The organism is Pseudomonas asuensis (assembly GCF_014646755.1).
Taxonomy (GTDB): Bacteria; Pseudomonadota; Gammaproteobacteria; order Pseudomonadales; family Pseudomonadaceae; genus Chryseomonas; species Chryseomonas asuensis.
The window spans coordinates 431,854-456,914 of sequence record NZ_BMNW01000001.1; the positions used below are offsets into that span (position 1 = coordinate 431,854).

The 25,061-nt window shown below is 56.9% G+C and carries 19 protein-coding genes; 13 read left to right on the plus strand and 6 right to left on the minus strand.

The window, feature by feature from the left end; genetic code table 11:
- Position 1: 1 nt before the first annotated feature.
- Complete coding sequence (locus IEX86_RS02035; protein WP_188864395.1) at positions 2 to 820, plus strand: tetratricopeptide repeat protein; 819 nt, start codon at positions 2 to 4, stop codon at positions 818 to 820.
- A gap of 42 nt (positions 821 to 862) precedes the next feature.
- On the opposite strand, the gene IEX86_RS02040 is transcribed toward IEX86_RS02035, so the two are convergent.
- Positions 863 to 2,026, minus strand: a complete 1,164-nt coding sequence (locus tag IEX86_RS02040) for a type III PLP-dependent enzyme (protein ID WP_188864396.1) — start codon at positions 2,024 to 2,026, stop codon at positions 863 to 865.
- Positions 2,027 to 2,604: 578 nt separating this feature from the next.
- On the opposite strand from IEX86_RS02040, the gene IEX86_RS02045 reads away from it, so the two are divergent.
- From IEX86_RS02045 to IEX86_RS02055, 3 genes are all read left to right on the plus strand, one after another.
- Complete coding sequence (locus tag IEX86_RS02045; RefSeq protein WP_188864397.1) at positions 2,605 to 2,796, plus strand: hypothetical protein; 192 nt, start codon at positions 2,605 to 2,607, stop codon at positions 2,794 to 2,796.
- A gap of 275 nt (positions 2,797 to 3,071) precedes the next feature.
- Positions 3,072 to 4,124: a glycoside hydrolase family 5 protein gene (locus IEX86_RS02050; protein WP_188864398.1), complete on the plus strand. Its 1,053-nt coding sequence runs from the start codon at positions 3,072 to 3,074 to the stop codon at positions 4,122 to 4,124.
- A gap of 137 nt (positions 4,125 to 4,261) precedes the next feature.
- Entirely contained in the window at positions 4,262 to 5,845 is a 1,584-nt protein-coding gene (locus IEX86_RS02055; RefSeq protein ID WP_188864399.1) for a peptide chain release factor 3, read from the plus strand.
- 48 nt (positions 5,846 to 5,893) lie between these two features.
- On the opposite strand, the gene IEX86_RS02060 is transcribed toward IEX86_RS02055, so the two are convergent.
- Complete coding sequence (locus IEX86_RS02060; protein ID WP_188864400.1) at positions 5,894 to 7,447, minus strand: alkaline phosphatase D family protein; 1,554 nt, start codon at positions 7,445 to 7,447, stop codon at positions 5,894 to 5,896.
- Positions 7,448 to 7,539: 92 nt separating this feature from the next.
- Entirely contained in the window at positions 7,540 to 8,922 is a 1,383-nt protein-coding gene (locus tag IEX86_RS02065) for a chloride channel protein (RefSeq protein WP_188864401.1), read from the minus strand.
- Positions 8,923 to 9,167: 245 nt separating this feature from the next.
- On the opposite strand from IEX86_RS02065, the gene arnB reads away from it, so the two are divergent.
- From arnB to IEX86_RS02110, 9 genes are all read left to right on the plus strand, one after another.
- Complete coding sequence (arnB, locus tag IEX86_RS02070) at positions 9,168 to 10,316, plus strand: UDP-4-amino-4-deoxy-L-arabinose aminotransferase (RefSeq protein ID WP_188864402.1); 1,149 nt, start codon at positions 9,168 to 9,170, stop codon at positions 10,314 to 10,316.
- Positions 10,313 to 11,314 (plus strand): undecaprenyl-phosphate 4-deoxy-4-formamido-L-arabinose transferase, encoded by a 1,002-nt coding sequence (gene arnC, locus IEX86_RS02075; RefSeq protein WP_188864403.1) that lies wholly within the window; start codon positions 10,313 to 10,315, stop codon positions 11,312 to 11,314. The genes arnB and arnC overlap by 4 nt, the downstream gene beginning before the upstream one ends.
- A gap of 7 nt (positions 11,315 to 11,321) precedes the next feature.
- Positions 11,322 to 13,313 carry a bifunctional UDP-4-amino-4-deoxy-L-arabinose formyltransferase/UDP-glucuronic acid oxidase ArnA gene (arnA, locus tag IEX86_RS02080; protein WP_188864404.1) on the plus strand — a complete coding sequence of 664 codons (1,992 nt, stop codon included), beginning with the start codon at positions 11,322 to 11,324 and terminating at the stop codon, positions 13,311 to 13,313.
- 2 nt (positions 13,314 to 13,315) lie between these two features.
- A complete protein-coding gene (arnD, locus tag IEX86_RS02085) occupies positions 13,316 to 14,197 on the plus strand; it encodes a 4-deoxy-4-formamido-L-arabinose-phosphoundecaprenol deformylase (RefSeq protein ID WP_188864766.1) in 882 nt (293 codons plus the stop codon).
- The gene (gene arnE / locus IEX86_RS02090; RefSeq protein ID WP_188864405.1) at positions 14,194 to 14,538 is read left to right on the plus strand and encodes a 4-amino-4-deoxy-L-arabinose-phosphoundecaprenol flippase subunit ArnE; all 345 of its coding nucleotides are present in this window, start codon (positions 14,194 to 14,196) and stop codon (positions 14,536 to 14,538) included. Before arnD ends, arnE begins: the two co-directional genes overlap by 4 nt.
- Positions 14,535 to 14,948, plus strand: coding sequence for a 4-amino-4-deoxy-L-arabinose-phosphoundecaprenol flippase subunit ArnF (arnF, locus tag IEX86_RS02095; protein ID WP_188864406.1), 414 nt, complete (start codon positions 14,535 to 14,537; stop codon positions 14,946 to 14,948). The genes arnE and arnF overlap by 4 nt, the downstream gene beginning before the upstream one ends.
- Positions 14,949 to 16,337, plus strand: coding sequence for a UDP-glucose dehydrogenase family protein (locus tag IEX86_RS02100; RefSeq protein WP_188864407.1), 1,389 nt, complete (start codon positions 14,949 to 14,951; stop codon positions 16,335 to 16,337).
- Positions 16,334 to 18,022 (plus strand): ArnT family glycosyltransferase, encoded by a 1,689-nt coding sequence (locus IEX86_RS02105; protein ID WP_188864408.1) that lies wholly within the window; start codon positions 16,334 to 16,336, stop codon positions 18,020 to 18,022. The genes IEX86_RS02100 and IEX86_RS02105 overlap by 4 nt, the downstream gene beginning before the upstream one ends.
- Before the next feature lie 180 nt (positions 18,023 to 18,202).
- Positions 18,203 to 19,189 (plus strand): zinc-binding dehydrogenase, encoded by a 987-nt coding sequence (locus IEX86_RS02110; protein ID WP_188864409.1) that lies wholly within the window; start codon positions 18,203 to 18,205, stop codon positions 19,187 to 19,189.
- A 61-nt stretch (positions 19,190 to 19,250) separates the two neighbouring features.
- On the opposite strand, the gene IEX86_RS02115 is transcribed toward IEX86_RS02110, so the two are convergent.
- From IEX86_RS02115 to ptsP, 3 genes are read right to left on the minus strand one after another with little or no spacing between them, the layout of a single operon-like run.
- Positions 19,251 to 21,005, minus strand: a complete 1,755-nt coding sequence (locus IEX86_RS02115; RefSeq protein WP_188864410.1) for a PTS fructose-like transporter subunit IIB — start codon at positions 21,003 to 21,005, stop codon at positions 19,251 to 19,253.
- Between the two features lie 13 nt (positions 21,006 to 21,018).
- Positions 21,019 to 21,960, minus strand: a complete 942-nt coding sequence (gene pfkB / locus IEX86_RS02120; protein ID WP_188864411.1) for a 1-phosphofructokinase — start codon at positions 21,958 to 21,960, stop codon at positions 21,019 to 21,021.
- Positions 21,957 to 24,839 (minus strand): phosphoenolpyruvate--protein phosphotransferase, encoded by a 2,883-nt coding sequence (ptsP, locus tag IEX86_RS02125; RefSeq protein WP_188864412.1) that lies wholly within the window; start codon positions 24,837 to 24,839, stop codon positions 21,957 to 21,959. The genes pfkB and ptsP overlap by 4 nt, the downstream gene beginning before the upstream one ends.
- Between the last annotated feature and the right edge of the window lie 222 nt (positions 24,840 to 25,061).

The following is a 25,061-nucleotide window of genomic DNA, read 5'->3' on the forward strand; positions in this document are numbered from 1 at the left end:
CATGGCATACGTCCTTAAGCGACAGGAAGTTCTCGAAAGTCAGGCCTTGGGACAGGCACTGGCGTCTGACAACCCCAGAGAGGCTGCGCGTGTAATCCTGACCGCTGCCAAGGCGGGCTCACCAGACGCCCAGGCCATGTTGGGCCAGATCCTGCTGGAGGGCCGCGGCATTGCACAGGACGCCAGGCTCGCATTGACCTGGTTCACTATCGCTGCCGACCAAGGCCACACGATGGCGCTCAACATGGTAGGACGTTGCCGCGAACATGGCTGGGGCTGCGAGCAGGATGCCCATGCAGCAGCCGAGGCCTATCGTCAGGCTGCCGAACAGGGCCTGGACTGGGGCATGTACAACTACGCCAATCTGCTTGCCACAGGCCGTGGCGTTACTCGAGATGAGTACAACGCCTTCTTACTCTACCGACGTGCAGCTGAACTGGGTCATGCCAAGTCCATGAACCTGGTCGGACGTTTCTACGAAGAAGGAATTGTGGTCACCCGGGATACCCTTGTGGCGCTGGACTGGTACAAACGCTCAGCCGAAGCAGGCGACTTTCGCGGTCAATACAGTTATGCCGCTGTCCTCGCAACAGGCGGCCGGCTTGAAGAAGCCCAGCACTGGCTGAAGGAAGCACTCAAGACAGGAAACCTCAATTTTTTCAGAGCCAGTCGGCAGGGACTGCTGGAGTCCGAGCATGAAACCCTGCGTATGATCGGATTAGCCTATTTCGAACGAGCGGCTGAAATGGGTGATGAAATTGATCATAAAGCTTATATCAGTGCCCAGAGAACGCTTAATCATCAGCCGCTCCTCGCATGAATACTAAAAAACCCGCCGAAGCGGGTTTTTTATTGGCGCTATTTAAACGTAATAGGCCTTTAGCGGCGGGAAGCCATTGAATTCCACAGCACTGTAGCTGGTGGTATAGGCTCCTGTGGATAACCAGTACAGGCGGTCACCGCTGGCAAGGTTCAGGGGCAGGCCGTATTTGTAATGCTCATACATAATGTCGGCACTGTCGCAGGTAGGCCCGGCGATCACGACTTCCTCCATCTCCCCTTTCTTCTCGACCCAGATCGGGAATTTGATGGACTCGTCCATGGTTTCAATCAGACCGGAGAATTTGCCTACATCGGTATACACCCAACGCTCGACGGCTGTGCGCGACTTGCGCGATACCAGTACGACTTCGCTAACCAGAATACCGGCATTGGCAATCAGTGAACGACCGGGCTCCAAAATGATTTCCGGAAGCTCGTCACCAAAGTCCTCTTTCAGGAAGCGGATGATCTCGTCAGCATAGGTTTCAAGGTTATTGGTCTTGGCAATGTAATTTGCCGGAAAACCACCCCCCATGTTGATCATTTTCAGGACAATGCCGTCCTCTTCGCGTAAGCGTTCGAATATGACCTTGACCTTGGCAATGGCAGCGTCCCACACGTCGATATCACGCTGCTGCGAGCCCACGTGGAAGGAAACGCCATAGGGCACAAGACCCAGCTGGCGAGCCAGGATCAGGAGATCCAGTGCAAGGTCAGTCTGGCAGCCGAACTTGCGTGAAAGGGGCCAATCCGCTGTATTGGAGCCTTCGGTCAGAATGCGTACATAAATCTTCGATCCCGGCGCAGCTTTGGCGATGTTACGCAAATCCGCTTCAGAGTCGGTAGCAAACATCCGCACGCCCTTCTCATAGAAGTAGCGAATGTCCTTGGCTTTCTTGATCGTGTTGCCATAGCTGATGCGATCAGGACTTACGCCCGTGCTTAGCACCTTGTCCAGCTCATAGATGGACGCGATGTCGAAATTCGAACCCTTGTCACGTAGGAGTTCAGTGATCTCTATCGCCGGATTTGCCTTGACTGCGTAATAGATTTTGGCAAACGGAAAGTTACCCACCAGATCGTCATACGCTCTGGAAATGGTAGCTTTATCAATCACGACAAAAGGCGTTTCATGCTGGTCAGCGAAGGACTTCATTCGCTGGAAGGTCTCGCGCGAGTAGTAATCTTCGACCTTGATAGACATGCGTCGGACTCCCGATGGCAGAACAAATGGATTCGTAGGGGTATTGCTGAACGCCTAATCCGTTTCCCCACTTTGGTTCGCCTACTTCCCAAGGCATGTCGCCGAAAGCAAAAAGGTCAACATGCCCAGGGCGTTGACCTTGCTGTCTCGTCGTCAGTACTTGAGCCGGATGGATCGTTTCCAGCATGGACGTTCGGGCGCGAACTTTAGGACTAGAAGCCCTCAAGATCAACCAAAAATCCCATGCGGCTGTCTGGTTTGCCTAGATCCGGTACGAACCCTCCTCGTAAAACCGACCGGCAAGGCGAACCGATGTTCCAAAATCCGTCAGGATTCCCCCTGAATGGAAGATCTTGGTCTGGCCAGACGGATGTTTCTGGCAAAGATCGAATTTTGCGAGAGAGTACTAACCAGATTTGGAGACTGCCGCTCACCAAAAAGATGAAAGAAATATTGCAAGGCGTAAACTTTATTAAGGCGCACTGGTCTTGGTGTGTCGCCATGCAGTGCCTTACGTCACGGAAGGATATGGCCTTATTCCAACAATATGTTTTGCTTCATTTCATAGGGAAATCAAAATGATTGGCATCGAAGTCGACGGCTCGGTAGAGCCTCTATCATTCATCAACTCGTTGCAGGTAGCCTTGAAGGAAACCTGGGCAGTGATCTACGCCCATGGCGGAATCATTGCCGAGTTTGATAACGAGCGGGATGCGCGTGAAGAGGCTGAGCGCTGGACAGGAGTCTGCTTCCGTCTGGATGCCTGCTAAGTGCTAGGCTTGAAAGCCTGTGCCATCGTCCGGCTCAGGCTTTCAGCTTCAATTGTTTGCTCCGCTGATTGAATTCATTTCTAGCTCCTATCGCTGTACGTCTTTTCGATAAAGCCATAGGCAATCACATTTTCACCTCAAACCGCACCAGCACCTCTTGCCAATCGCCCTGCTCAAAGAGCACGTTTGATGGGTTTTGCTATCAAGCCTGTCCACGTTAATCCCCCGCAGGCATTGTTTTGGCCTGCCCCCTTACGCTTATGGCACTTATTTCGATGAACAGAACCGGGTTAATCACGCGCAACCTCAAGCGATATGCCTTTCTAGCATTCGCTCCCCTGCTAATGAGCCATACCGCTTCGGCGGCCGACTACCCAGCCGAGATGATCGGCCTGAACTTTTCAGGTGCCGGTTTTGCTGCCCAGGTGCTTCCGGGCGTGAACGGCACCAACTACTTTTTCCCCGATGACTCGTACTTCAGACGCTGGGGCTACCGAGGCATTCGTGTCGTACGTTTCCCCATTACCTGGGAGCGTCTGCAGCCCAAGCTCAACGGTGAGCTGGATGCCCAGTATGCCGAGCTGATCAGTCAGACGCTGGACTCCGCCAAGCGCTACAAGATGCAAATCATTCTGGACCTGCATAACTATGGGCGTTACCGCGACCAGATCATTGGTTCGGAAAGTGTGCCCTACGAGGCTTACCAGGATGTAATGCAACGTATTGCCAAGACCTGGAGCAAACACCCTGCCCTGCTTGGTTATGACATCATGAACGAGCCGCATGATGTGGAAGATCACTGGGACACTGCTGCCCAGTACGGTATTGACGGTATTCGCTCCGTCGACAAGAGCCGTCCGATCGTGATCGAGGGCAACTTCTGGTCAAGCAGTGCGCGCTGGCCTGATGTAAACAAAGGCCTGCTAAACCTCAAGGATCCGGCGGACAACCTGATTTTCTCGGCTCATGTGTATTTCGACGCTGATGCCGGTGGTCGTTACGAATCCAAGGACACGAGTCAGCTTGACCCCATGATTGGCGTCAAACGTGTTCAACCGTTTATTGACTGGCTCAAGGCCAATAACAAGAAAGGCCACATTGGTGAGTTTGGTGCACCAGGGGATGATCCCCGCTGGATGAAGGTCATGGATAACATGCTCTCGCATCTTCAGAAGGAGTGTATCCCGGCTACCTACTGGGCAGCAGGTCCGGGCTGGGGCGACTATTCCCTTTCCATCGAACCCCGGGATAACAAGGAGCGTCCGCAGTGGGCAATTCTCAAGAAGTATGTGAAACACTCGGGCTGCTCGGAAATAGGGCCTAAATAAGCCGATGCCAGGGTGGCCCACTACATCAGGGTCGCCCTGCTGAACAAGACTCGTCTGAAAAGCCAAAAGGCCTGAACCTACAGACCTCGCGGCTTGCTATAATCGCCGGTTTAAGTATCCACCGGACATCAGCCTCCATGACCAAGCAGGCCGCCGAAGTCGCCAAACGGCGCACTTTCGCCATCATTTCCCACCCGGACGCCGGTAAGACCACCATCACCGAGAAGCTCCTCCTGATGGGGCAAGCCATTGCCGTGGCCGGGACCGTCAAATCACGTAAATCCGATCGCCATGCCACCTCCGACTGGATGGAGATGGAAAAGCAGCGTGGTATCTCCATTACCACGTCGGTCATGCAGTTCCCCTACCGTGAACACATGATCAACCTGCTCGATACCCCGGGTCACGAAGACTTCTCGGAAGACACCTACCGCACACTTACAGCGGTAGACTCGGCTCTGATGGTGCTCGACGGCGGTAAAGGCGTTGAGCCCCGCACGATTGCCCTGATGGACGTTTGCCGCCTGCGCGACACGCCCATCGTCAGCTTTGTGAACAAGCTGGACCGTGACATTCGCGATCCGATCGAGTTGCTTGACGAGATCGAAGCCGTCCTGAAGATCAAAGCGGCTCCGATTACCTGGCCGATTGGCTCCTACCGCGACTTCAAGGGGGTGTACCACCTCTCTGAAGACAAGATTTTCGTCTATACCCCTGGCCATGGCCATGAGCGTACCGAAACACGCATTATCGAGAGCCTGGACTCTGACGAGGCCCGTGCACACCTGGGTGACCTGTACGATGATTTCGTCGAGCAGCTTGAACTGGTTCAGGGCGCGTGCCATGAATTCAATGCGGATGAGTTTCTGAAAGGCCAGATGACCCCGGTCTTCTTTGGTACAGCCTTGGGCAACTTTGGTGTTGACCACGTACTGAATGCCGTAGTGGACTGGGCCCCACAGCCGCTTTCCCGTGCCAGCAACGAGCGCGATGTACAGCCCGTCGAAGAAAAATTCAGCGGTTTTGTGTTCAAGATCCAGGCAAACATGGATCCCAAGCACCGTGACCGTATTGCTTTCATGCGTATCTGCTCTGGCAAATACGAGAAAGGCATGAAGCTACGTCATGTACGAATTGGCAAGGACATCAAGATTGCCGATGCCCTGACGTTCTTCTCCTCCGAACGTGAGCAACTGGAAGAGGCTTTTGCCGGTGACATTATCGGCCTGCATAACCACGGGACCATCCAGATCGGTGATACCTTCACTGAAGGCGAAAGCCTGGGTTTCACCGGTATTCCCCACTTTGCCCCTGAGCTGTTCCGCCGCGTACGCCTGAAGGACCCACTCAAGTCCAAGCAGCTACGCCAGGGCCTGCAGGAGCTGGCAGAAGAAGGCGCGACCCAGGTGTTCTTCCCTGAGCGTAACAACGACATCATTCTCGGCGCTGTTGGTGTGCTGCAGTTCGATGTTGTTGCCAGCCGCCTGAAAGAAGAATACAAGGTGGAATGCGTCTACGAGCCGATCAATGTCTGGTCTGCCCGCTGGATCGAGTGCGGTGACAAGAAGAAACTTGAAGAATTCAAGAACAAAGCCATGGAGAACCTGTCTGTGGATGGCGGTGGCCACTTGACCTATCTTGCCCCGACTCGCGTCAACCTGAGCCTGATGGAAGAGCGCTGGCCTGATATAAAATTCCGCGCGACGCGGGAACATCACTAAGCATAAAACAAAGGGCTGACCATTCAGCCCTTTGTTTTTACAGCCTGATCAAACCGCTTGTAGCGTCTTCTCGAATACAGCCTTTCCATTCAAGTCTCGCAGGGTCACCGTCAGATCACCGCTGTGCCCCTCAATATTGACCTCACCAAAGAACTGAAAGCCCGACAGCGGTGAGCTGTTGGCTACCGGTGGCGCCTTCACGAACACAGCCTCCGGACCAAAGGTGTTATCCAGCTTGTTTGGTCCGAACGCACCGGCGTTGAGCGGGCCTGCCACGAACTCCCAGAAGGGTTCGAAATCCTGAAAAGCCGCCCGATTAGGGTGATAGTGGTGAGCCGCGCAGTAATGCACGTCTGCGGTCAGCCAGACCGTGTTGTGGATATTCCACCGACGGATGTAACGCAGAAGTTCTGCAATTTCCAGCTCGCGCCCCAGAGGTGCGCCATCATCGCCATTGGCAATGGCCTCCCAACGAGGCGTTCCTGACGCATCGGTTCCGTCAGGCACTTCCAGCCCAATAGGCATGTCTGCCGCAATGACCTTCCAGGTAGCCGTAGACTCGGTGAGTCCCTGCTTGAGCCATTCAAGCTGGGCACGCCCCATGAAGGCCGTATCAGGGCCTGCCTCGGGTTGCAGGTTTGCACTGTTCCCGCCGCGATAGGTTCGCATGTCCAGAACAAAGATATCCAGACGCGGGCCATAGCTAATCTTGCGATAGATGCGTCCGGCATCATCCCGCTGTTGCAGCCGCATGGGGGCATATTCGAGATAGGCCTGACGCGAACGCTTGGCCAGCACGTCGATGTCTTTTACGGTATAGCGATCATCCAGCACCTTGGTAGAAGACCAGTTGTTGGTGGTCTCGTGATCGTCCCACTGCCAGATCTGAGGGACTTCAGCGTTGAATCGACGGACGTTTTCATCCATCAGGTTGTAGCGGTAGTTGCCACGGTACTCATCAACTGTCTCGGCAACCTTGCTTTTCGCTTCGGTCGTAATGTTGCGCCAGACTTTTCCTTCGACAGTAGTGGTCTTCGCTTCCAGCGGGCCATCAGCATAGATAGTGTCGCCACTGTGCAGAAAGAAGTCCGGCTGCCGGCGCCGCATGGCCTCATAGATGCGCATGCCGCCAATGTCAGGATTGATACCAAATCCCTGGCCTACTGTATCGCCGCTCCAGACAAAGCGGATATCGGTACGATGCCCAGGTGTGCTGCGCAGGTGTCCAAACGCTGGCTCACTCTGTGCACCAGAGTAGATGTCTTCAAAGCGAACCCGATAAAAGATGGATTGATCCGCCGGGAGGCCGCGCAGGTCCATGCGCATGGTGTAGTCCGTTTCAGCCGTTACCACAGGCGAAACCATTCGGCGCAGATGGCGGAAACTCTCTTTGGTATCCCACTCAACGATCATGCGTGCCGGCCGGTCGCAACGGCTCCAGACAATCGCCCGGTTGCCCTGCACATCACCTGACTGGACACCCTCAAGCATCAACGGTCGTTGCCTGGCACCTGCGATAACGGCAGGCGCTACTCCCGGCAACAGCAATCCAACGCCCAGGCCCTGGATCAGGCGGCGTCTTCCATTATCGAATGTGCTCATCATGCGCTCCCACGGCTATTGGAGCGAATGGGTTTAACGAAAACGCCTGACAGCCCTATGACAGTCTGGAGAACAGCTGTCGCAGCGTGATCTCAATCACACTTGGTAGGCTTAGGCGCTTCAGGCTCCACCGCATGCAGGATCTGCTGGGCCAACGCATGATAAAGCGAGGTGGGAGAAAGCCAGCCAGACACACCATTTGCCAGCAGGCATGTCGCCAGCACGGGGATCGCCATGTCGGGGCTGTGGGCCAGCTCCAGGGTAATGACGGTTGAGGTAAGTGGTGTCCGGGTAACACCCGTCAGGTAGGCCGCCATTCCCAGAAGCGCACCGGTCTGCAAGGTGACATCAGGGAGCCAATCGACCAGCCAGGGCGCAAAGCTGGCGCCTACTGTGAGCGAAGGCGAAAAGAGCCCGCCGGGAATGCCCGCCAGATACGAAACCACGTTGGCCAGAAACTTCCAGATGAGAAAGCCCTGATCGGTTATGGGCTGCCCCTCCAGAATGGCACGTGTTTCCTCGTAGCCGGTACCAAAGACATGCTGTCCGGACAGTGCCCCTAAACAAGCAACCAGTAATCCACAAACAGCGGCAAACCGAACCGGGAAGCGTGAGCGGATAGCGCCCAGCCTTCCAAGCCAGCCGCGGGACGTTGGAATGACCAGCCGTGCATAGCCGCCCCCCAATAGCCCGCCTGCCAACCCACATATGACCACCGCCACCCAGGCATCGCCCCAGGGCAGACTGGCGCTGATGACGCCAAAATAGGTATACGGCCCGACCAGGCCCAGCGTGACCATGCCGCCAATCACCACAGCCGTCAGTACCAGACCGCTGAAGCGCTGTTCAAAGGTGTGGCTCAACTCTTCAATGGCAAACACCACGCCCGCCAGCGGCGTGTTGAACGCCGCAGCAATGCCTGCGGCACCGCCAGCGAGAATCAGGCCAGAAACCGTCTTTCGCTCATACAGGCCCAGCCGCCGACCAAAACCATACAGTACCGAGGCGCCCAAATGCACGGTCGGCCCCTCGCGGCCAACCGACGCCCCTACTAGCAGGGCGAACAATGTCAGCATCATCTTTGCGAGTGCGATCGGCCAGGCCAACACCGCCGCCCTGAACTGACCAGAGGGCTTTTCCAGCGCTGCAATCACTTGTGGAATGCCGCTTCCCCTGGCATTACGTAGCCATCCCTGCGTCAGCCAGACCAACAGGGCAAATCCTGCTGGTGTCACCAACCACGGCCATAAGTAGCTGTGATTCAACAGGCGCTGAAAGAGATGGAAGGCATGATCAGCCAGCCAGGCGAAGGCCAGCGCCAGTAAACCCACCAGCAGTGCACCCACCCAGAACGCCAGACGTTGCCGAATGGAGCGAAACCGTTGATGGCGCTGTTGAGGTGCTTGAGGCGCCGCGGTGCGGCGTGTAGACGGTTCCCTGCGGCCAGGGGTAGCAGGATCGCTTAAGTCGCTCATAGGCAAATGAAATAGGTTGATTCAGCAATTGTAACAAAGTATTAAAGAATAAAATGGGTAGTGCGACCGCCTAAAGACCGGTGGGTTTAAGCATTCCAGAAGCCGGGTCATCCATAGTCTCCATCATTTCTCCATATAACCTGCAAAGCCACGCAAGCTTGCCATCCCAAAATTTAGCGGTTTCTACCTGCTCGCAAGGCCTATGTCTTGCGCAGGTAGTGTCATGACCGTTACGGGATACAGACATGTCAACTGCCTTTCTTCCTTTCTCACGCCCAAGCATAGGCGATGAGGAAATTGCGGCCGTCAATGCCGTGCTCCGCTCCGGCTGGATCACCACAGGCCCCCGAAACCAGGAATTGGAGCAGCGCTTCTGTGAGTACCTGGGTTGCCGTCATGCTGTCGCGCTGTCCTCAGCAACGGCCGGCATGCATTTGGCCTTGATGGCATTGGGTATTGGCCCGGGCGATGAAGTCATTACCCCATCACAAACCTGGGTATCCACCGCAAACCTGATCTGCCTGCTGGGCGCAACCCCTGTGTTTGTGGATATCGACCGCGATACCTTGATGACCGATGCTGAGCACATTGAAGCCGCCATCACCCCACGAACGAAAGCAATCATTCCCGTGCATTACGCCGGAGCAGCCTTCGATCTGGACCCGCTCTATGCAGTGGCTGAGCGCTACGGCATCCCCGTCATTGAAGATGCTGCCCATGCAATAGGCACACGCTACCGGGGCCGCCTGATTGGCGCTCGGAACACCGCCATCTTCTCCTTTCATGCCATCAAGAATCTGACATGTGCAGAAGGCGGACTTTTTGTAACGGATGACGAAGCATTGGCTAACCGCATCCGCACATTGAAGTTTCACGGCTTGGGCGTCGATGCCTATGACCGTATGACCCACGGCCGAAAGCCTCAGGCGCAGGTCATCGAACCGGGCTTTAAATACAACCTGACCGATATCAATGCGGCCATTGCGCTAACCCAGCTGGATCGCATCGAGGAAATCAACGCCAAGCGCAAGCAATTGGCCGAAGCGTACCGTACGCGCCTGAGCGACCTGCCAGTCCAGCCGCTGGGTCTGCCGTCTTATCCTCAGGATCATGCCTGGCATCTCTTTATCCTGCGCATCGATCCCACGCAGTGCGGCCTGGACCGCGATGCGTTCATGCAAGCATTGCAGGCCCAGCATATCGGCACCGGCATCCATTTCATTGCAACGCACGTGCAGCGTTATTACCGGGACCGCTTTCCAGAGGTAAGCCTGCCAAATACCGAATGGAACTCAGCACGGCTGTGCTCGATACCGCTGTTTCCTGACATGACCACGGAAGATCTGGAGCGTGTCGTAAAGGCGATCCGCTCCACGTTGGAGACCGCATCATGAAGCCTTATCCAATCAATCGCGTATCGGTAGTTATCCCGGTTTTCAATGAAGAAGCCAGCCTGCCTGAACTTCTGCTGAGAACCGATACCGCCTGCCAGAAGTTAGGATGCGACTATGAAATCGTCCTCATCGACGACGGCAGCCGGGACAGCTCAGCCAGCATTATCCAGGCTGCTGCCGAGGCCGAAGGCAGCCATGTGGTCGCGGTTATTCTGAATCGCAACTACGGTCAGCATGCTGCCATCATGGCGGGATTCGAACAGTGCATTGGCGATCTGGTCATCACGCTTGATGCGGACCTGCAAAACCCGCCGGAGGAAATTCCGCGCCTCGTCGAGCAGGCTGCCCTAGGTTTCGATGTGGTCGGTACCGTACGCGAAAATCGTCAGGACTCTGCCTTCCGCCGCCTGCCGTCCAGGCTGATCAACCTTGCCGTGCAACGCTCTACGGGCGTAGCCATGAGCGATTATGGCTGCATGCTGCGGGCGTATCGCCACACCATCATCGAGGCCATGCTGGCCTGCCATGAGCGCAGTACGTTTATTCCGATCCTGGCCAATAGCTTCGCCCGCCATACCACCGAGATCAATGTGGGACACGCCGAGCGGGAACATGGGGAATCGAAGTACACCCCCATGCGCCTGATCAACCTGATGTTCGATCTGGTGACCTGCATGACCACAACGCCGCTAAGGCTACTGAGCATTATCGGCGGCGTTATGGCAATGGCTGGTATCTGCTTCGGAATGCTGCTTCTGATACTACGCCTGCTCATGGGTGCCGATTGGGCGGCTGACGGCGTGTTTGTTCTCTTCGCCATTCTATTCATATTTACCGGTGCTCAGTTCGTTGGCATGGGGCTGTTGGGTGAATACCTGGGCCGCATGTACCACGACGTCCGCGCCCGCCCCCGCTATTTCATTGAGCACATTGTTCGTGGTGAAGAGTCCTGTTCACCCGCGCCCACCTCGCTCGATTCCATTCCTTCTGCAAACTGACTTACTCATGACCAAGACTGTTGTATTCGCTTATCACGATATTGGATGTGCCGGAATCGAGGCACTGATCGCGGCCCAGTATGAAATCGCCGCGGTCTTTACCCACGCTGACGATCCGAAAGAAAACCGCTTCTTTGCATCTGTAGCCCAGCTATGCGCCCGCCACGGTATTCCTGTACATGCGCCAGAAGATGTTAATCACCCGCTCTGGATCGAGCGTATCCGCCAGCTTGAGCCAGATTTCATCTTCTCGTTCTACTACCGCCACCTGCTGAGCGAGGACATTCTCGCCACAGCCAAGAACGGTGCCTACAACCTGCACGGCTCTCTGCTGCCTCGCTATAGAGGCCGAGCGCCAGCTAACTGGGTATTGGTCAATGGCGAAACTGAAACCGGCGTTACCCTGCATCGCATGGAACGTCGCCCCGATGCAGGTCCGATTGTCAGTCAATCTCGGGTAGCGATCGCGCCGGATGATACGGCGCACACCCTGCATGCCAAGCTGCGCGAAGCATCAAGCCAGCTCCTGGACGAAATCCTCCCGCGTCTGGCTCACGGTGATGTGCAGGAAGTTGCGCAAGACGATAGCAAGGCCTCCTACTTTGGTCGCCGTACACCTGCCGATGGCGAGCTGGACTGGACACGCCCAGCCAGCGAGCTTTACAACCTCGTCCGTGCTGTGACCCAGCCCTACCCTGGCGCCTTCAGCTTTGTAGGCGACCGAAAGCTTATCGTCTGGCAAGCTCAGGCCGTACAGGTCAGCCACGACCAAAAGCCTGGAGCCGTAGTGAGCCTTGACCCGCTGCGTATCGCCTGCGGTGACAGCGTACTGGAGATTAAAGCGGGCCAGCAAGGTGACGCCGGGCTTTATCTGTCCGGGCCGCAACTAGCGCGGGAGATGGGACTGGTCGAAGGGCTTCGTCTGCGCCGCAGCGATGCCTTCAAGGCCAAGCGTCGCACACGTGTACTGATCCTTGGCGTGAATGGCTTCATTGGTAATCACCTGTCTGAACGCCTGCTGCGTGACGGCAACTATGAAGTCTACGGCCTGGACATTGGCTCCGACGCCATCGACCGTTTGAAGGGCGATCCTAACTTCCACTTTGTGGAGGGCGACATCAGCATCCATACCGAATGGATCGAGTACCACATCAAGAAGTGCGACGTGATCCTGCCACTCGTGGCCATCGCTACGCCGATCGAATACACCCGTAACCCGCTGCGTGTATTCGAGCTGGACTTCGAGGAAAACCTCAAGATCGTCCGCTACTGCGTGAAGTACAACAAGCGGGTGATTTTTCCGTCCACGTCGGAAGTTTACGGCATGTGTGACGACCCAGAGTTCGACGAAGATACGTCTCGACTCATTGTTGGGCCGATCAACAAGCAGCGGTGGATCTACTCCGTCTCCAAGCAATTGCTGGACCGCGTGATCTGGGCGCATGGCAAACAGGACGGTCTCAAGTTTACGCTGTTCCGCCCTTTCAACTGGATGGGCCCACGCCTGGATCGCCTGGACTCTGCCCGCATTGGCAGCTCCCGCGCCATCACCCAACTGATCCTGAATCTGGTTGAAGGTACACCCATCAAGCTGGTGGACGGCGGTGCCCAGAAGCGCTGCTTTACCGATGTGGACGATGGTATCGAGGCGCTGTTCCGTATCATCGAAAACCGGGGCGGTAGCAGCGACCAGCAGATCATCAATATTGGCAATCCAGACAACGAAGCGAGCATCCGCGAGCTGGCCGAAACCCTTCTGGCCCAGTTTGAGGCACACCCGCTACGGCACAATTTCCCGCCGTTTGCAGGCTTCCGCGAAGTTGAGAGCCGGTCGTTTTATGGCGAAGGCTATCAGGACGTCTCCCATCGCAAGCCCAGCATCGCCAATGCCCGCAAGCTCCTGGATTGGCAGCCCACCATCGAGATGAGCGAAACCATTGGCAAGACCCTGGACTTCTTCCTGCGCGAAGCACTGACCAGCCAGGCGGAAGAGGCGTAATGATCGACGTGGGATTGCGGATCGACGTGGATACGTTTCGCGGCACACGCGAGGGTATTCCGCGCCTGCTTGAGCTGTTGGATGAGGCGCAGGTCAAGGCAACATTCTTCTTCTCAGTCGGACCGGACAACATGGGACGCCATCTCTGGCGTCTCATTCGGCCGCAGTTCCTGTGGAAGATGCTGCGCTCCAATGCAGCCAGCCTGTACGGCTGGGACATTCTCCTGGCCGGCACGGCGTGGCCTGGCAAGCCTATCGGGCAGCAACTGGGCCATCTGATGCGGCAGACCCAGGCAGCAGGCCATGAAGTAGGCCTGCATGCCTGGGACCATCATGGCTGGCAGGCGAATGCCGGGCGCTGGGGCATGGACCAGCTGACGCAGCAGATTCGCTACGGCGTGGATACGCTCAGCGACATTCTGGGGCAACCAGTGACCTGCTCCGCCGCTGCCGGATGGCGGGCGGATGAGCGCGTCATTGAAGCCAAGGAAGCCTTTGGTTTTCGCTATAACAGCGATTGCCGGGGGCGTTCGCTGTTTCGTCCTGCGCTGGCCAATGGCGATGCTGGCACACCGCAGATTCCAGTCACCCTGCCCACCTATGACGAAGCGATTGGTCCTGACCTGTCAGCCGCAGGCTTCAACAGCTATCTGATGCAGCACATCGTGCCAACCGACCTGAATATCTATACCGCTCACGCAGAGGTAGAGGGGATCGCACTGGCTGACCAGTTCCAACGGCTGCTCGCGCTGGCAAAGCGGCTGGATGTTCACTTCAAGCCGCTCGGGGAGTGCCTGCCCTCTGATCCTTCCAGCCTTCCCCTTGGCAAGGTCACGCGGGGCGATCTGGTGGGCCGCGAAGGCTGGCTGGGCGTGCAGGCATGACATTCGTCCTGGTATTGGTGGTCAGCCTGCTGAGCGGCCTCGGGCAGGTGGCCCAGAAGGTTGCCGTGGAGCGCTGGCGGGGGCACCCCGTCAATCTCTGGCGCAAGTTGACCTCACCCTGGCTAATGCTTGGGCTTGCCAGTCTGGGCGCTGGCCTGCTCCTCTGGCTGTTGGTACTGCAGCAGCTTGAAGTCGGTATCGCGTACCCCATGCTTAGCCTGAATTTTGTATGGATCACATTGGCAGCCCATCGACTGTTCCGTGAACATGTCGACGGCCGTCACTGGGTCGGAGTAGCCCTCATCATGACGGGCATTGTGCTGCTGAGTACGCAACGATGAGCCAGCACCGTGGACTTCTGCTCGCAATTGCCAGTGTATGCCTGGTGAGCATTGCTCAGCTCTCGATGCGCTGGGGCATGGCAGGGCTTCCTTCACTGGCAGAGGCTTTCGCCTTTTCCAGTCTGCTCAGGCAGCACACCGGAGCACTGGTCGGGCTGTTTGTTGGCATCGCCTGCTATGGCCTTTCCATGCTGTGCTGGATCGTTGCGCTATCGGTACTGCCCTTAGGGCGTGCCTATGCCCTGCTCAGCCTCAGCTACCCCCTCGTTTACCTCGCTGCCGTCATGGTCTTTGGCGAATCCATCACCTTGCTCAAATCGGTCGGTATCGCCCTCGTCATGCTGGGCGTATTCACCATTCATTCAAGACGTCCGGATGCTTCGCGTCCGCTGGCGCAAGAGGAGTTGTAAGTGAAAATCAGTGTGTTCGGTATTGGCTACGTAGGCTTGGTTCAGGCAGCCGTGCTGGCTGAGGTCGGTCATGATGTTTTGTGCATGGATATTGATCGACACAAGATCGAGCTGCTTCAACAAGGCGTTGTCAGCCTGTACGAGCCAGGACTCGAAGGGCTCGTTCGTGAAAATATGGAAGCGGGCCGCCTGCGTTTTACCCATGAGGCCGCGCTGGCAGTACAGCATGGCCGCGTACAGTTCATTGCCGTCGGCACGCCACCGCTGGAAGATGGCTCGGCTGATCTTTCAGGCGTCTTTGCCGTTGCAGAAACCATTGCACGTCAACGCACGCAACCAGTCGTGATCGTGGAAAAATCCACAGTGCCCGTAGGTACAGGCGATCGCCTTACCGCGCGAATCCAGGACACGCTGGATGAGATGGGCAAAACGCTGGACTTTGACGTAGTGTCCAATCCTGAGTTTCTAAAGGAAGGCGCGGCTGTCACAGACTGCCGCCGTCCTGACCGCATCGTCATCGGCACCGAGCGGGAAGAAAGTCGCGAGGTCATGCGTGAACTCTATGCGCCATTCAACCGTAACCATGATCGAATCCTGTTCATGGATCGACGCAGCTCCGAACTGACCAAATATGCCGCCAATGGCATGCTGGCGACCAAAATCAGCTTTATCAACCAGATTGCCGAGCTAGCCGAGCACCTGGGTGCAGACATCGAATCGGTTCGCAAAGGTATCGGGGCAGATCCCCGTATCGGTTATCACTTCATCTACCCGGGTTGCGGCTACGGCGGCTCGTGCTTTCCCAAGGACTTGAAAGCCCTGATCCACACCGCTGAGCAGGAAAACTGCCAGACCAGCCTGCTACGAGCAGTTGAAGAAGTGAACGAGCAGCAGAAAAGCAAGCTCTTCAACCTGATCCACCAGCACTTTAAGGGCGACTTGCAGGGCAAGACCTTTGCCGTGTGGGGTCTTGCATTCAAACCCAACACCGACGACATGCGCGATGCACCCAGCCGGATACTGCTGGAAGCCCTATGGGCACATGGCGCTCAGGTGCGCGCGTTTGACCCTGAAGCCATGCAGGAGGCGCAAAAACTGTATGGGCATGACGAGCGTCTGCTGCTGATGGGTACGCCAGAGGCCGCACTCAACGGCGCAGACGCGCTGGTCATTTGCACCGAATGGCAAATGTTCAAGGCGCCGGACTTTGACCTCATCCAGGACAAGCTCAAGGAACCGTTAATTTTCGACGGCCGTAACCTGTACGATCCTGCGCGTCTGGAGCGTCGGGGCATCCAATACTACGCCATCGGTCGTGGGCAATCTGTTCGCCGCGCGAGCTTAACGTCTACATACATACACAATACTGATCAGCGGGAGGCTTCATGAGCCAGGGAGCTTCCCGCACGCTCTCGCCTAAAGCGAAGTTTTTCATCTGGTGCGGACTGCTGTTGGCCTTTTACCTGGTAACAGGTCTGATCGGTCGTGGACTCTGGAAGGCTGACGAGCCTTACTCGTTCGGCATGACCTGGAACTTCCTGACAAGTAACGACTGGATTGTGCCTCGGGTAGGCGCAGACCCCTTCATGGAAAAACCGCCCCTGATGTATTGGACAGGGGCGATCACTGCCTACCTTTTCCTCCCCTGGCTCTCGCCTCCAGACGGTTCCCGTATGGCCGTTCTGGGTTGGATGCTGCTCACGCTTTGGACGCTGTATCGCCTGACAGAACGCCTCACCCCGGGTAGAGGACTGGTTGCCTGCCTGCTGATGCTGGGAACCATGGGCATGGTACAGCATGCCCATCTGCTCATTGCTGATATCCCCCAACTAACCGGGGCCATGCTGGCATTGGCAGGCCTTGTGGGCTTCTCGGTGGACCCTGCACATCGCCGCCGCGAAGGACTCCTCTTCGGGACAGGTTTCGGTATTGCCCTGATGAGCAAGGGTTTGCTGATACCTGGCGTACTTGGCCTTACCGTTTGCGCTGCCGTTCTGCTTCAACCGCGCCGCTATCTGACACGCCCCGGCTTTGCCTGGCTTGGTTGGGCATTGTTGGCGGCGTCGCCCTGGTTGATCGTTTGGCCTGCCCTGCTATGGATGGCAGACAAAACGCTGTTTCTGGACTGGTTTTGGGTAAACAACTTTGGCCGTTTCTTTGGTCTTTCCCAACGGAACAGTATCAGCGCTGGAGCAGGCAGCAACCTCAAGGAATTGCTGGCCTTGTCCTTTCCTGTCGGTTGGATTTTGCTAGGCGCCTTCGTGGCCGGATGCTGGCGTAGTCTACGCCAACAGCGCCTCAAAGCTGACTGGATTGCACTGCGTGAAGCGCCGGGCCACTTCATGGTTTGGCTTTACGTCGCAGTATTTCTAGTCGTCATCATGACCTCGGCCGTCTTCCGTAGCGTCTATGTGCTTCCCCTGTTTCCAGCACTGGCAATATTGGTCGCAGGCCTGAAAATCCCGGACCGACTCAACCGTGCCGGCCGCCTGTTTGCCATTATCCTGTTCAGCGTAGTGGGGGCATACCTGTGGTTTGGCTGGTGGGCAATCCGGAGCGGCCATACAGGCTTGATCGTATCCGGCCTTCGTCGCCTGGTCCCTGTAGAGATCGAGCTATCGCCCAGCCCGGCCTGGTTTATTGCAGCGCTAATACTGACCGCTCTATGGGTGATCACTATCACCTGGCGCAAGCGACTTGAGGCGGCACATGTATGGTTTGCCGGTATCACCCTGTTCTGGGGGCTCGCCAACACGCTATGGCTTCCCTGGGTAGATCTGGGGCGTAGCTATGCCGAACCGCTCAAGGCGTTCGAGCAATCGCTTCCGGCACAATTCGATTGCCTGAACACAGTCAACATGGGTGAGTCCGAACGCTCAATGCTGCATTACTACACCGGTATCAAGCCCGTCATGGTAGCCACGCCAGAGCAGGCTACCTGCCGGATACAGATGCTGCTCGATCAACGCCGCCATCCGATCAAAGTAGATGAAGAGCATTGGCACCTGATATGGGAAGGTCAACGCAAAGGCGATCGCCAGGAACGCCTCAGAGCGTTCATGAAGACGTTTTAACGCTATCCTGAATAGGGGCTGGTCGCCAGTGAATACAGCGACCGGCCCATACCTCACCTCACCCGCGTCTTCCTTCGATTAATACCGTCTTCTGCTCATGTTTCTTCTCCACCAGGCTTTTACAAGCCGTCCTCTACCCCCATAAAGCAAGAAACATCACACCTTGAACAGGAGATACTCATGCTGGATACACACGCCTGGACCTGGCGCCACGGTAACGAGCCTACGGATCTGGTATTGGAAACCCATGCCGTGAGCGAGGAGCTAGCGCCTAATGAAATCCTGATCGCCAACAAGGTCATCGGCATCAACCCGGTCGATTGGAAATTCATTGCCCAGGCTGAAAAGGTGTGGCAGCCCGGTCATGTTCCAGGGGTGGATGGCATGGGTGTTGTCATCGCTACCGGTCGTGACGTGCACTTGCGTGCTGGAACGCGGGTAGCCTATCACCAGAACCTGTATCACGCCGGCAGCTATGCCACGCACATCAAGATCGCCGCCCACATGGTAATGCCCGTGCCGGAGGGGCTCAGCGACACATTTGCAGCCGCCTTTCCCTGCCCGACCCTGACCGCCTGGCAATCGATCATGAAAGTGCCAGATGCAGTCAATAAAGACGTCCTGGTAACCGGCGCCGGTGGCTCGGTTGGCTCGCTCGTGGCTCAACTGGCGCTGCAAAGAGGTTGGCGTGTTTGGGTAACGGCAGGTGAGCAGCATCGTGAAAAACTGCTCTCACGTGGTGTTACTGAGGTGGTGGATTACCATCAAGAGGGCTGGCGGGACCTACTGCTGGAGAAGCTGCAAGGCCGTAAATTCTATGCCGCGTTCGACACGGTTTCCGGCACACATGCCGCCTCGCTGGCAGGCCTCCTGGGCCTTAATGGTCATCTTGTCTGTATCCAGGACCGGGTTGAGCAACCCCCTCTGCCTGCCTTTACCACAGCCATCTCCTATCACGAGGAGGCCCTGGCATCGATCCATCAGCATGGCACCGTCCTGGACTGGATGGAGCTGACCACCGCAGGCGCTAAGCTGATGGACCAGATCAAGAACAATCAACTGGCCATGCCCACTCTTGAGGTGGTTCCGTTCGATCAACTGCCCCGGGCCCTGAATGACTTGAAGTCTGCTGCAAGAACACGCAAGTACGTCGTCCAGGTATCCTGACCTGATCAGTAACGCCCCATTACAGGGCAAAAGGAAGGGCTCCCAGGAGCCCTTCCTTGCATCACGCGGCAGGGACCAACTCCTCCTCCGCCTCATGGCGCTTGAGCATGGCATAGACTATACCGGTCAACGCACTACCGGCTGCAATGGCCGCCAGATATAACCAGGCATGATTAATGGCATTGGGGATCAGCAGTACGAAAAGACCGCCATGGGGTGCCATCAACTTGCAACTGAACAGCATGACGAGCGCACCGGTCAGCGCACCGCCTGCAATACAGGCAGGAATCACCCGTAGCGGATCTTTAGCCGCGAAGGGAATCGCCCCTTCTGAAATAAAGCACAGCCCCAGTACAAAAGCTGCCTTGCCAGCCTCGCGTTCGCTTTGGGCAAATTTGCGCCGAGCCAAGACAGTCGCCAGCCCCATGCCTATGGCTGGCACCATACCGGCTGCCATCGTAGCGGCCATCGGGCCATAGGTCTTGGACGCCAACAGGCCCACCGTAAATGCATAGGCCGCCTTGTTGATCGGCCCACCCAAATCCACGCACATCATGGCACCCAGAATGATACCTAGCAGGACTGCATTGGACGTACCCATGTTTTCCAAAAAGCCCGTCAAGGCAGTCAGTGCCTGAGCGACTGGCGTACCTACGACATAAATCATCACAAGGCCAGTGATCAGACTTGCCAGCAGCGGAATGATCAAAATAGGCTTGAGCGCCTCTACACTGGCCGGCAGATTCACCCAACGGGCAATGGCTTTCGCAACATAGCCAGCTAAAAAGCCCGCCACGATACCGCCAATAAAACCCGCCCCCAGGTTACTGGCCAACAACCCGCCAATCATCCCCGGTGCAAGACCCGGGCGGTCGGCAATGGAATAGGCAATGTAACCGGCCAATACTGGCACCATGAGTTTGAACGCAGCCTCGCCACCAATCTGCATCAAGGCGGCCGCCAACGTGCCCTGCTCTTTGAACGCTTCGATACCAAAGACGAACGACAGGGCAATCAGCAGTCCACCCGCCACCACCATGGGTAGCATGTAAGACACACCGGTCAGCAAATGCTTGTAGACGCCAGTCTTCTCTTTCTTTGCGCCTGCCTTCGCCTGTCCGGAAGACGAAGCTGCGGCAGCGCCGCCTAGAACCTCACCCTCTGCCAGCGCACGCTTGAGCGTGGCTTCAGGTTGTTTGAGAGCAACACCCGTGCCGCAACGAAATACTTTCTTGCCTACAAAACGATCTGTGTTGACTTCAATATCCGTTGCCAGAAGAACCGCATCGGCCTCCGCAATCGCTTCGGCGCTGAGTGGGTTACGTGCGCCTACAGACCCTTGTGTTTCCAAATCCAGTTTATAGCCCAACTTCTTGGCCGTCTGAATCAATGCTTCAGCCGCCATAAAGGTATGTGCAACGCCGGTTGGGCACGCTGTGATTGCCACCAGCCTGGGCTGCTTGGCCGGTATGGTCGCTGCATTGGTACGTTCAGGCTCGGCACTGGCTTCGTACACCTTGGCCTCACGCTCGGCACGCTGCAAGAAAGCGTCTACGTCCCGCAAGGCTTCGGCCGGGGTTGCCCGGTATACACGCTTACCCACGAAACGGCGCAGGTCTACTGCACCGGTATGCACAACGACAACCAGCTCGGCCCGAGCAATCTGATCGTCCGTTAGCAGGGTTGCCTCAGGGCCGTCGTGGATTTCAACACTGGTTTTCCAGCCTCGGCGCTGCGCGGCAGCATCCAAGAGTCGTGCACTAAGCACGCTGGTAACCATACCCGTTGGGCAGGTTGTAACAATTGCGATATTCATGAGATATCCCTGCTTATTGTTTTGTCATGACGTGAATGCTGACGCCGTTCGCCAGCTCTGCCAAACGGGCAGGATCATTGATGCCAAAGCCGATCTGGGTGACGGCCATGGCTGCAATAGCGGTGGCGTTGCGTAAGGCGTCCTGCGGCTGAAGTCCGGTGAGCAACCCGTGCGCCATACCGGCCAGGAGCGAGTCACCTGCGCCTACGGTACTGGCTACCTTCACCTTGGGCGGGATAGCCTGCAAGGCGCTACCCGGCGTAAACCACCGAACGCCTTCGCTCCCCTGGGAGATCACTACATGCTCAACGCCCTGACTGGCCAGCTGAGCCGCCAACGCAGATTGCTCCTCGGCCGAATCGGCAGGTGCCGCGCAAGCGTCGGACAACTCCTCGGTATTGGGTTTGACCAGCCAGGGGCCAGCCTTGAGACCAGCCCGCAGCGCAGCGCCACTGGTATCCAACGCCACCCGCAGGCCCAACCCTTTCAGCCGCTGAATCAATTCAGCGAGCCAGTCAGCGGTAATGCCACGCGGCAGACTACCGGCAACTACGGCCAGATCATGACCTGGTGCCACCTCGTCCAACGTACGCAGCAGCTGAGCTTGCGCAGCCTCGGTGACCCGTGGGCCTGGTCCGTTGATGTCTGTGATTCGCCCTGTCGTTTCGGCCAGCTTGATATTGCTGCGCGTCTCACCGTCCACCCGAACAAAGGCGTCTTTAAAACCACGCGTGGCAAACAATTCCTCGAAAGGCTTGGCATTATCAGCGCCTAAAAAGCCCGTCACGGTCAGCGAATGACCGAGATCAGCCAGCACCTGGGCAACGTTCAATCCCTTTCCCGCTGCATGCATGACCACCGCTTCGCTACGGTTTACCTCTCCCAGATGCAACTCGGGCAGTTGTACGGTTAGGTCCAATGCGGGATTCAAGGTAATGGTCAGAACCCGGCTCATTGCATGGCCTCCACGCTCGTGCGTACTTCATCTGCCGTAGCCAACTGCAAGGCTCGCTGTGCGCACGCCTGTGCAGCCACAAAATCCAGCTCACGCACACGCGCTTTAACCAGTGGAATGCTACGTGCCGAAACGCTTAACTCATCCACACCCAACCCCAAGAGAAGCGGAACCGCCAGTGGGTCAGCAGCCAACTCTCCGCACACGCCTACCCACTTGCCATGAGCATGGGCGGCCTGGACCGTCATATCGATCAGGCGGAGCACACTGGGATGTAAACCATCAGCCTCGCCTGACAGCAAGGGATGGCCACGGTCGATCGCCAATGCATATTGAGTCAGGTCATTCGTTCCTACGCTAAAGAAGTCCACTTCCTGCGCCAGCACAGGTGCCAGCAACGCGGCAGAAGGCACCTCGATCATGATGCCCACCTGCAGGTTGACCGCAGGGATCTCCAGCCGCAGACGATTGAGAATATCCCGCGCCTGACGCCACTCCTCGACCCGCCCTACCATAGGAAACATGATTCTGAGCGGACGTCCTTCGGCGGCGCGGAGCAATGCCCTTAGCTGGGTTTCCAGAACCTCTGGGCACCTCAAGGTCAGGCGTATGCCGCGGATACCCAGGAAGGGATTCTCTTCGGCAGGGATCGGCATATATGGCAAAGGCTTATCGCCGCCTACATCCAGTGTGCGCACCACCAGCGGACGCCCATCCAACGCATCCAATACGCGCCGGTAGTCCTTTTCCTGAGTCGCCTCATCAGGCGCCGAATCATGACTCATGAAAACAAGTTCAGTACGTAGCAGGCCCACTGCCTCTGCGCCCTGTTCTACAACAGCGGCCGCATCCGCCGTATTGCCCAGGTTGGCAGCCACCTCGATACGGTGTCCGTCTCGGGTAACAGCAGGCTCAAAGCGCTTGGTCTCCGCCTCCTGTCGGCGACGTTCGCGCGCCTCGCGCTCTATACGCACCTGTTCAATGCGCGCGGAATCCGGCTCTACTTCAACCAAACCATGATCACCATCAAGCAGCAGAACAGCTTGCGGCGCGAGCGCCAGCACCCGTGCGCCAGCACCTACCACTGCAGGAATGCCCAATGCCCGCGAGACAATAGCGCTGTGTGAACTGGCACCACCGCGTGCCGTCAGGATACCGGCCACACGGGCACGGTCCAGACGAGCCACATCACCTGGGCCAACCTCATCCATGACCAAAACATAAGGCTCGCTCGGCTCACTGGCCAAGCCAACACCGCATAGATGCCCCAGGACACGCCGTCCCACATCGCGCAAGTCAGCGGCACGCTCCGCCAGAAGCGCATCCTTTAGCGCCTCTTGTTGAGCGGCAGCCTCCTCGATCTGAGCATTCCACGCAGCGGCAGCACTGGCATTACGCTTTAGACGTATCTGTACGCCCTCACGTAGATCAGGATCATCAAGCATCTCCAGGTGGGTCAGGAAGATGTCTCGGATAGCCCCGGCTTCACTGCGTGCAATCAATGCATCGATTTCCGCTCTAACCGCCGCCAGCGCGGCCTCAAGCCGTTCAGTTTCAGCCGCAATCCCTTCGCCCTCGGCGGGAAAATCAAAGTGCTGCTGAGCAACAACATAAGCCGGACCGACAGCCAGCCCTGGAGCCGCAGCAATCGCCTGTAAGGTATCGCCCGGCTTTAGTGGGGAGGTATCTTCCGCTCGGGCCAGAATGTTGGTTTCCACTGGCGCCGTCGTACGTGCCTGCCGGGTAGACGTATTGATAGGCTCAACCTCTTCACCCAACCCAGCCTTAACCGCAGCGACAAGGTCTGTGAGTGACGCTTCGGCATCGGTCCCCGGCTCAGCCAGAAACTCCAGCACTTGGCCACGACGCGCGCCCAGTGCCAGCAGACGGGACAGACTTTTGGCCGAAACAGCCGCGCCGCCATCAACCCGAACGCGAATATCACCTGCTGAAGCCTTCGCCACGCGCGCCAGCTCCTTGGCTGGACGCGCGTGCAAGCCATGAGCATTGGCCAATACCACACTGGCGCTGGGCCAGTCTGGTGCAACTTCACCCCCGAGAGCTTCAAGCACAGCCCGGCTGGATGTTGCCTGACTAAGCTCCCGGGCACGACCCGCAATCAACAGATCGCACAAGCGCTCCAGCAAATCACGATGGGCCTCGCCAAGGCTGGCCAAACAAAACAGTCCTTTTACCGGTTGCCCGTCCAGCACTAATGGCTGCGCTGGCGTAACAAAAGCAAGGCCGGGCCGGCTTACAGCATGATCGCTATGCAACCACCAGAGCCCTTCGCCTAAAGGCAGAGGAACCTCCGTCTGGAGTACACCTGCAAATCCAGGCTCAACGCATTGTGTTTTCTTTAGAAGACGAGCCCCTTCCCAAGCCAGCTCCTCCAAGTCGTCTGCTTCTACCTGCAAACGTACCAGTTGATCATCCAGCTCCAGTTCTTGAGGGGCACCATGCAACAATTGAACGATCGCCTCAGCACTCTCGGCACGGCGAATAGCCTCATCTAGCGAGTTTTCACCTAAAGCCCGTGTCAGAAGCTGAAGAATACGGAGGTGCTCATCTGACTTGGCCGCAATTGCAATGGCCAGATAGGCGGTCTGCCCTTCTCCCCAACTTACACCATTGGGGAATTGCATGATTCGTACGCCCGTTGTAAATACCTGATCACGGGTCTGAGGTGTACCATGGGGAATGGCAATACCCTGTCCAAGGTAAGTGGAGCCCTGGGCTTCACGAGCACGCAATCCATTGATATAACCAGGAGCAACAAGCCCGTCCGCTACAAGGGCCTCACCCAACAGGGCGAGCGCGCTATCCTTGTCGGCGGCATGCTGCCCCATACGAATATGCTGCGCATCGAGTTCGAACATTGAAATCCTCCATGGCACTACGAGCAACCGAAGAGCACTGTGCCTTTCTTGTAATGATTGTTTTAGCCTAATCGCATGTTGAACATCGACACTGGGCGATACAGACATAACAGCGATGAGACAATAGTGTGCTGAAACGTTTCACCAAAACAGAGTGGCACGTTACTCGATAATCGTTGATCCTTGAAGCACCGCACACAATAAAGGCCAACCCATTGCTTT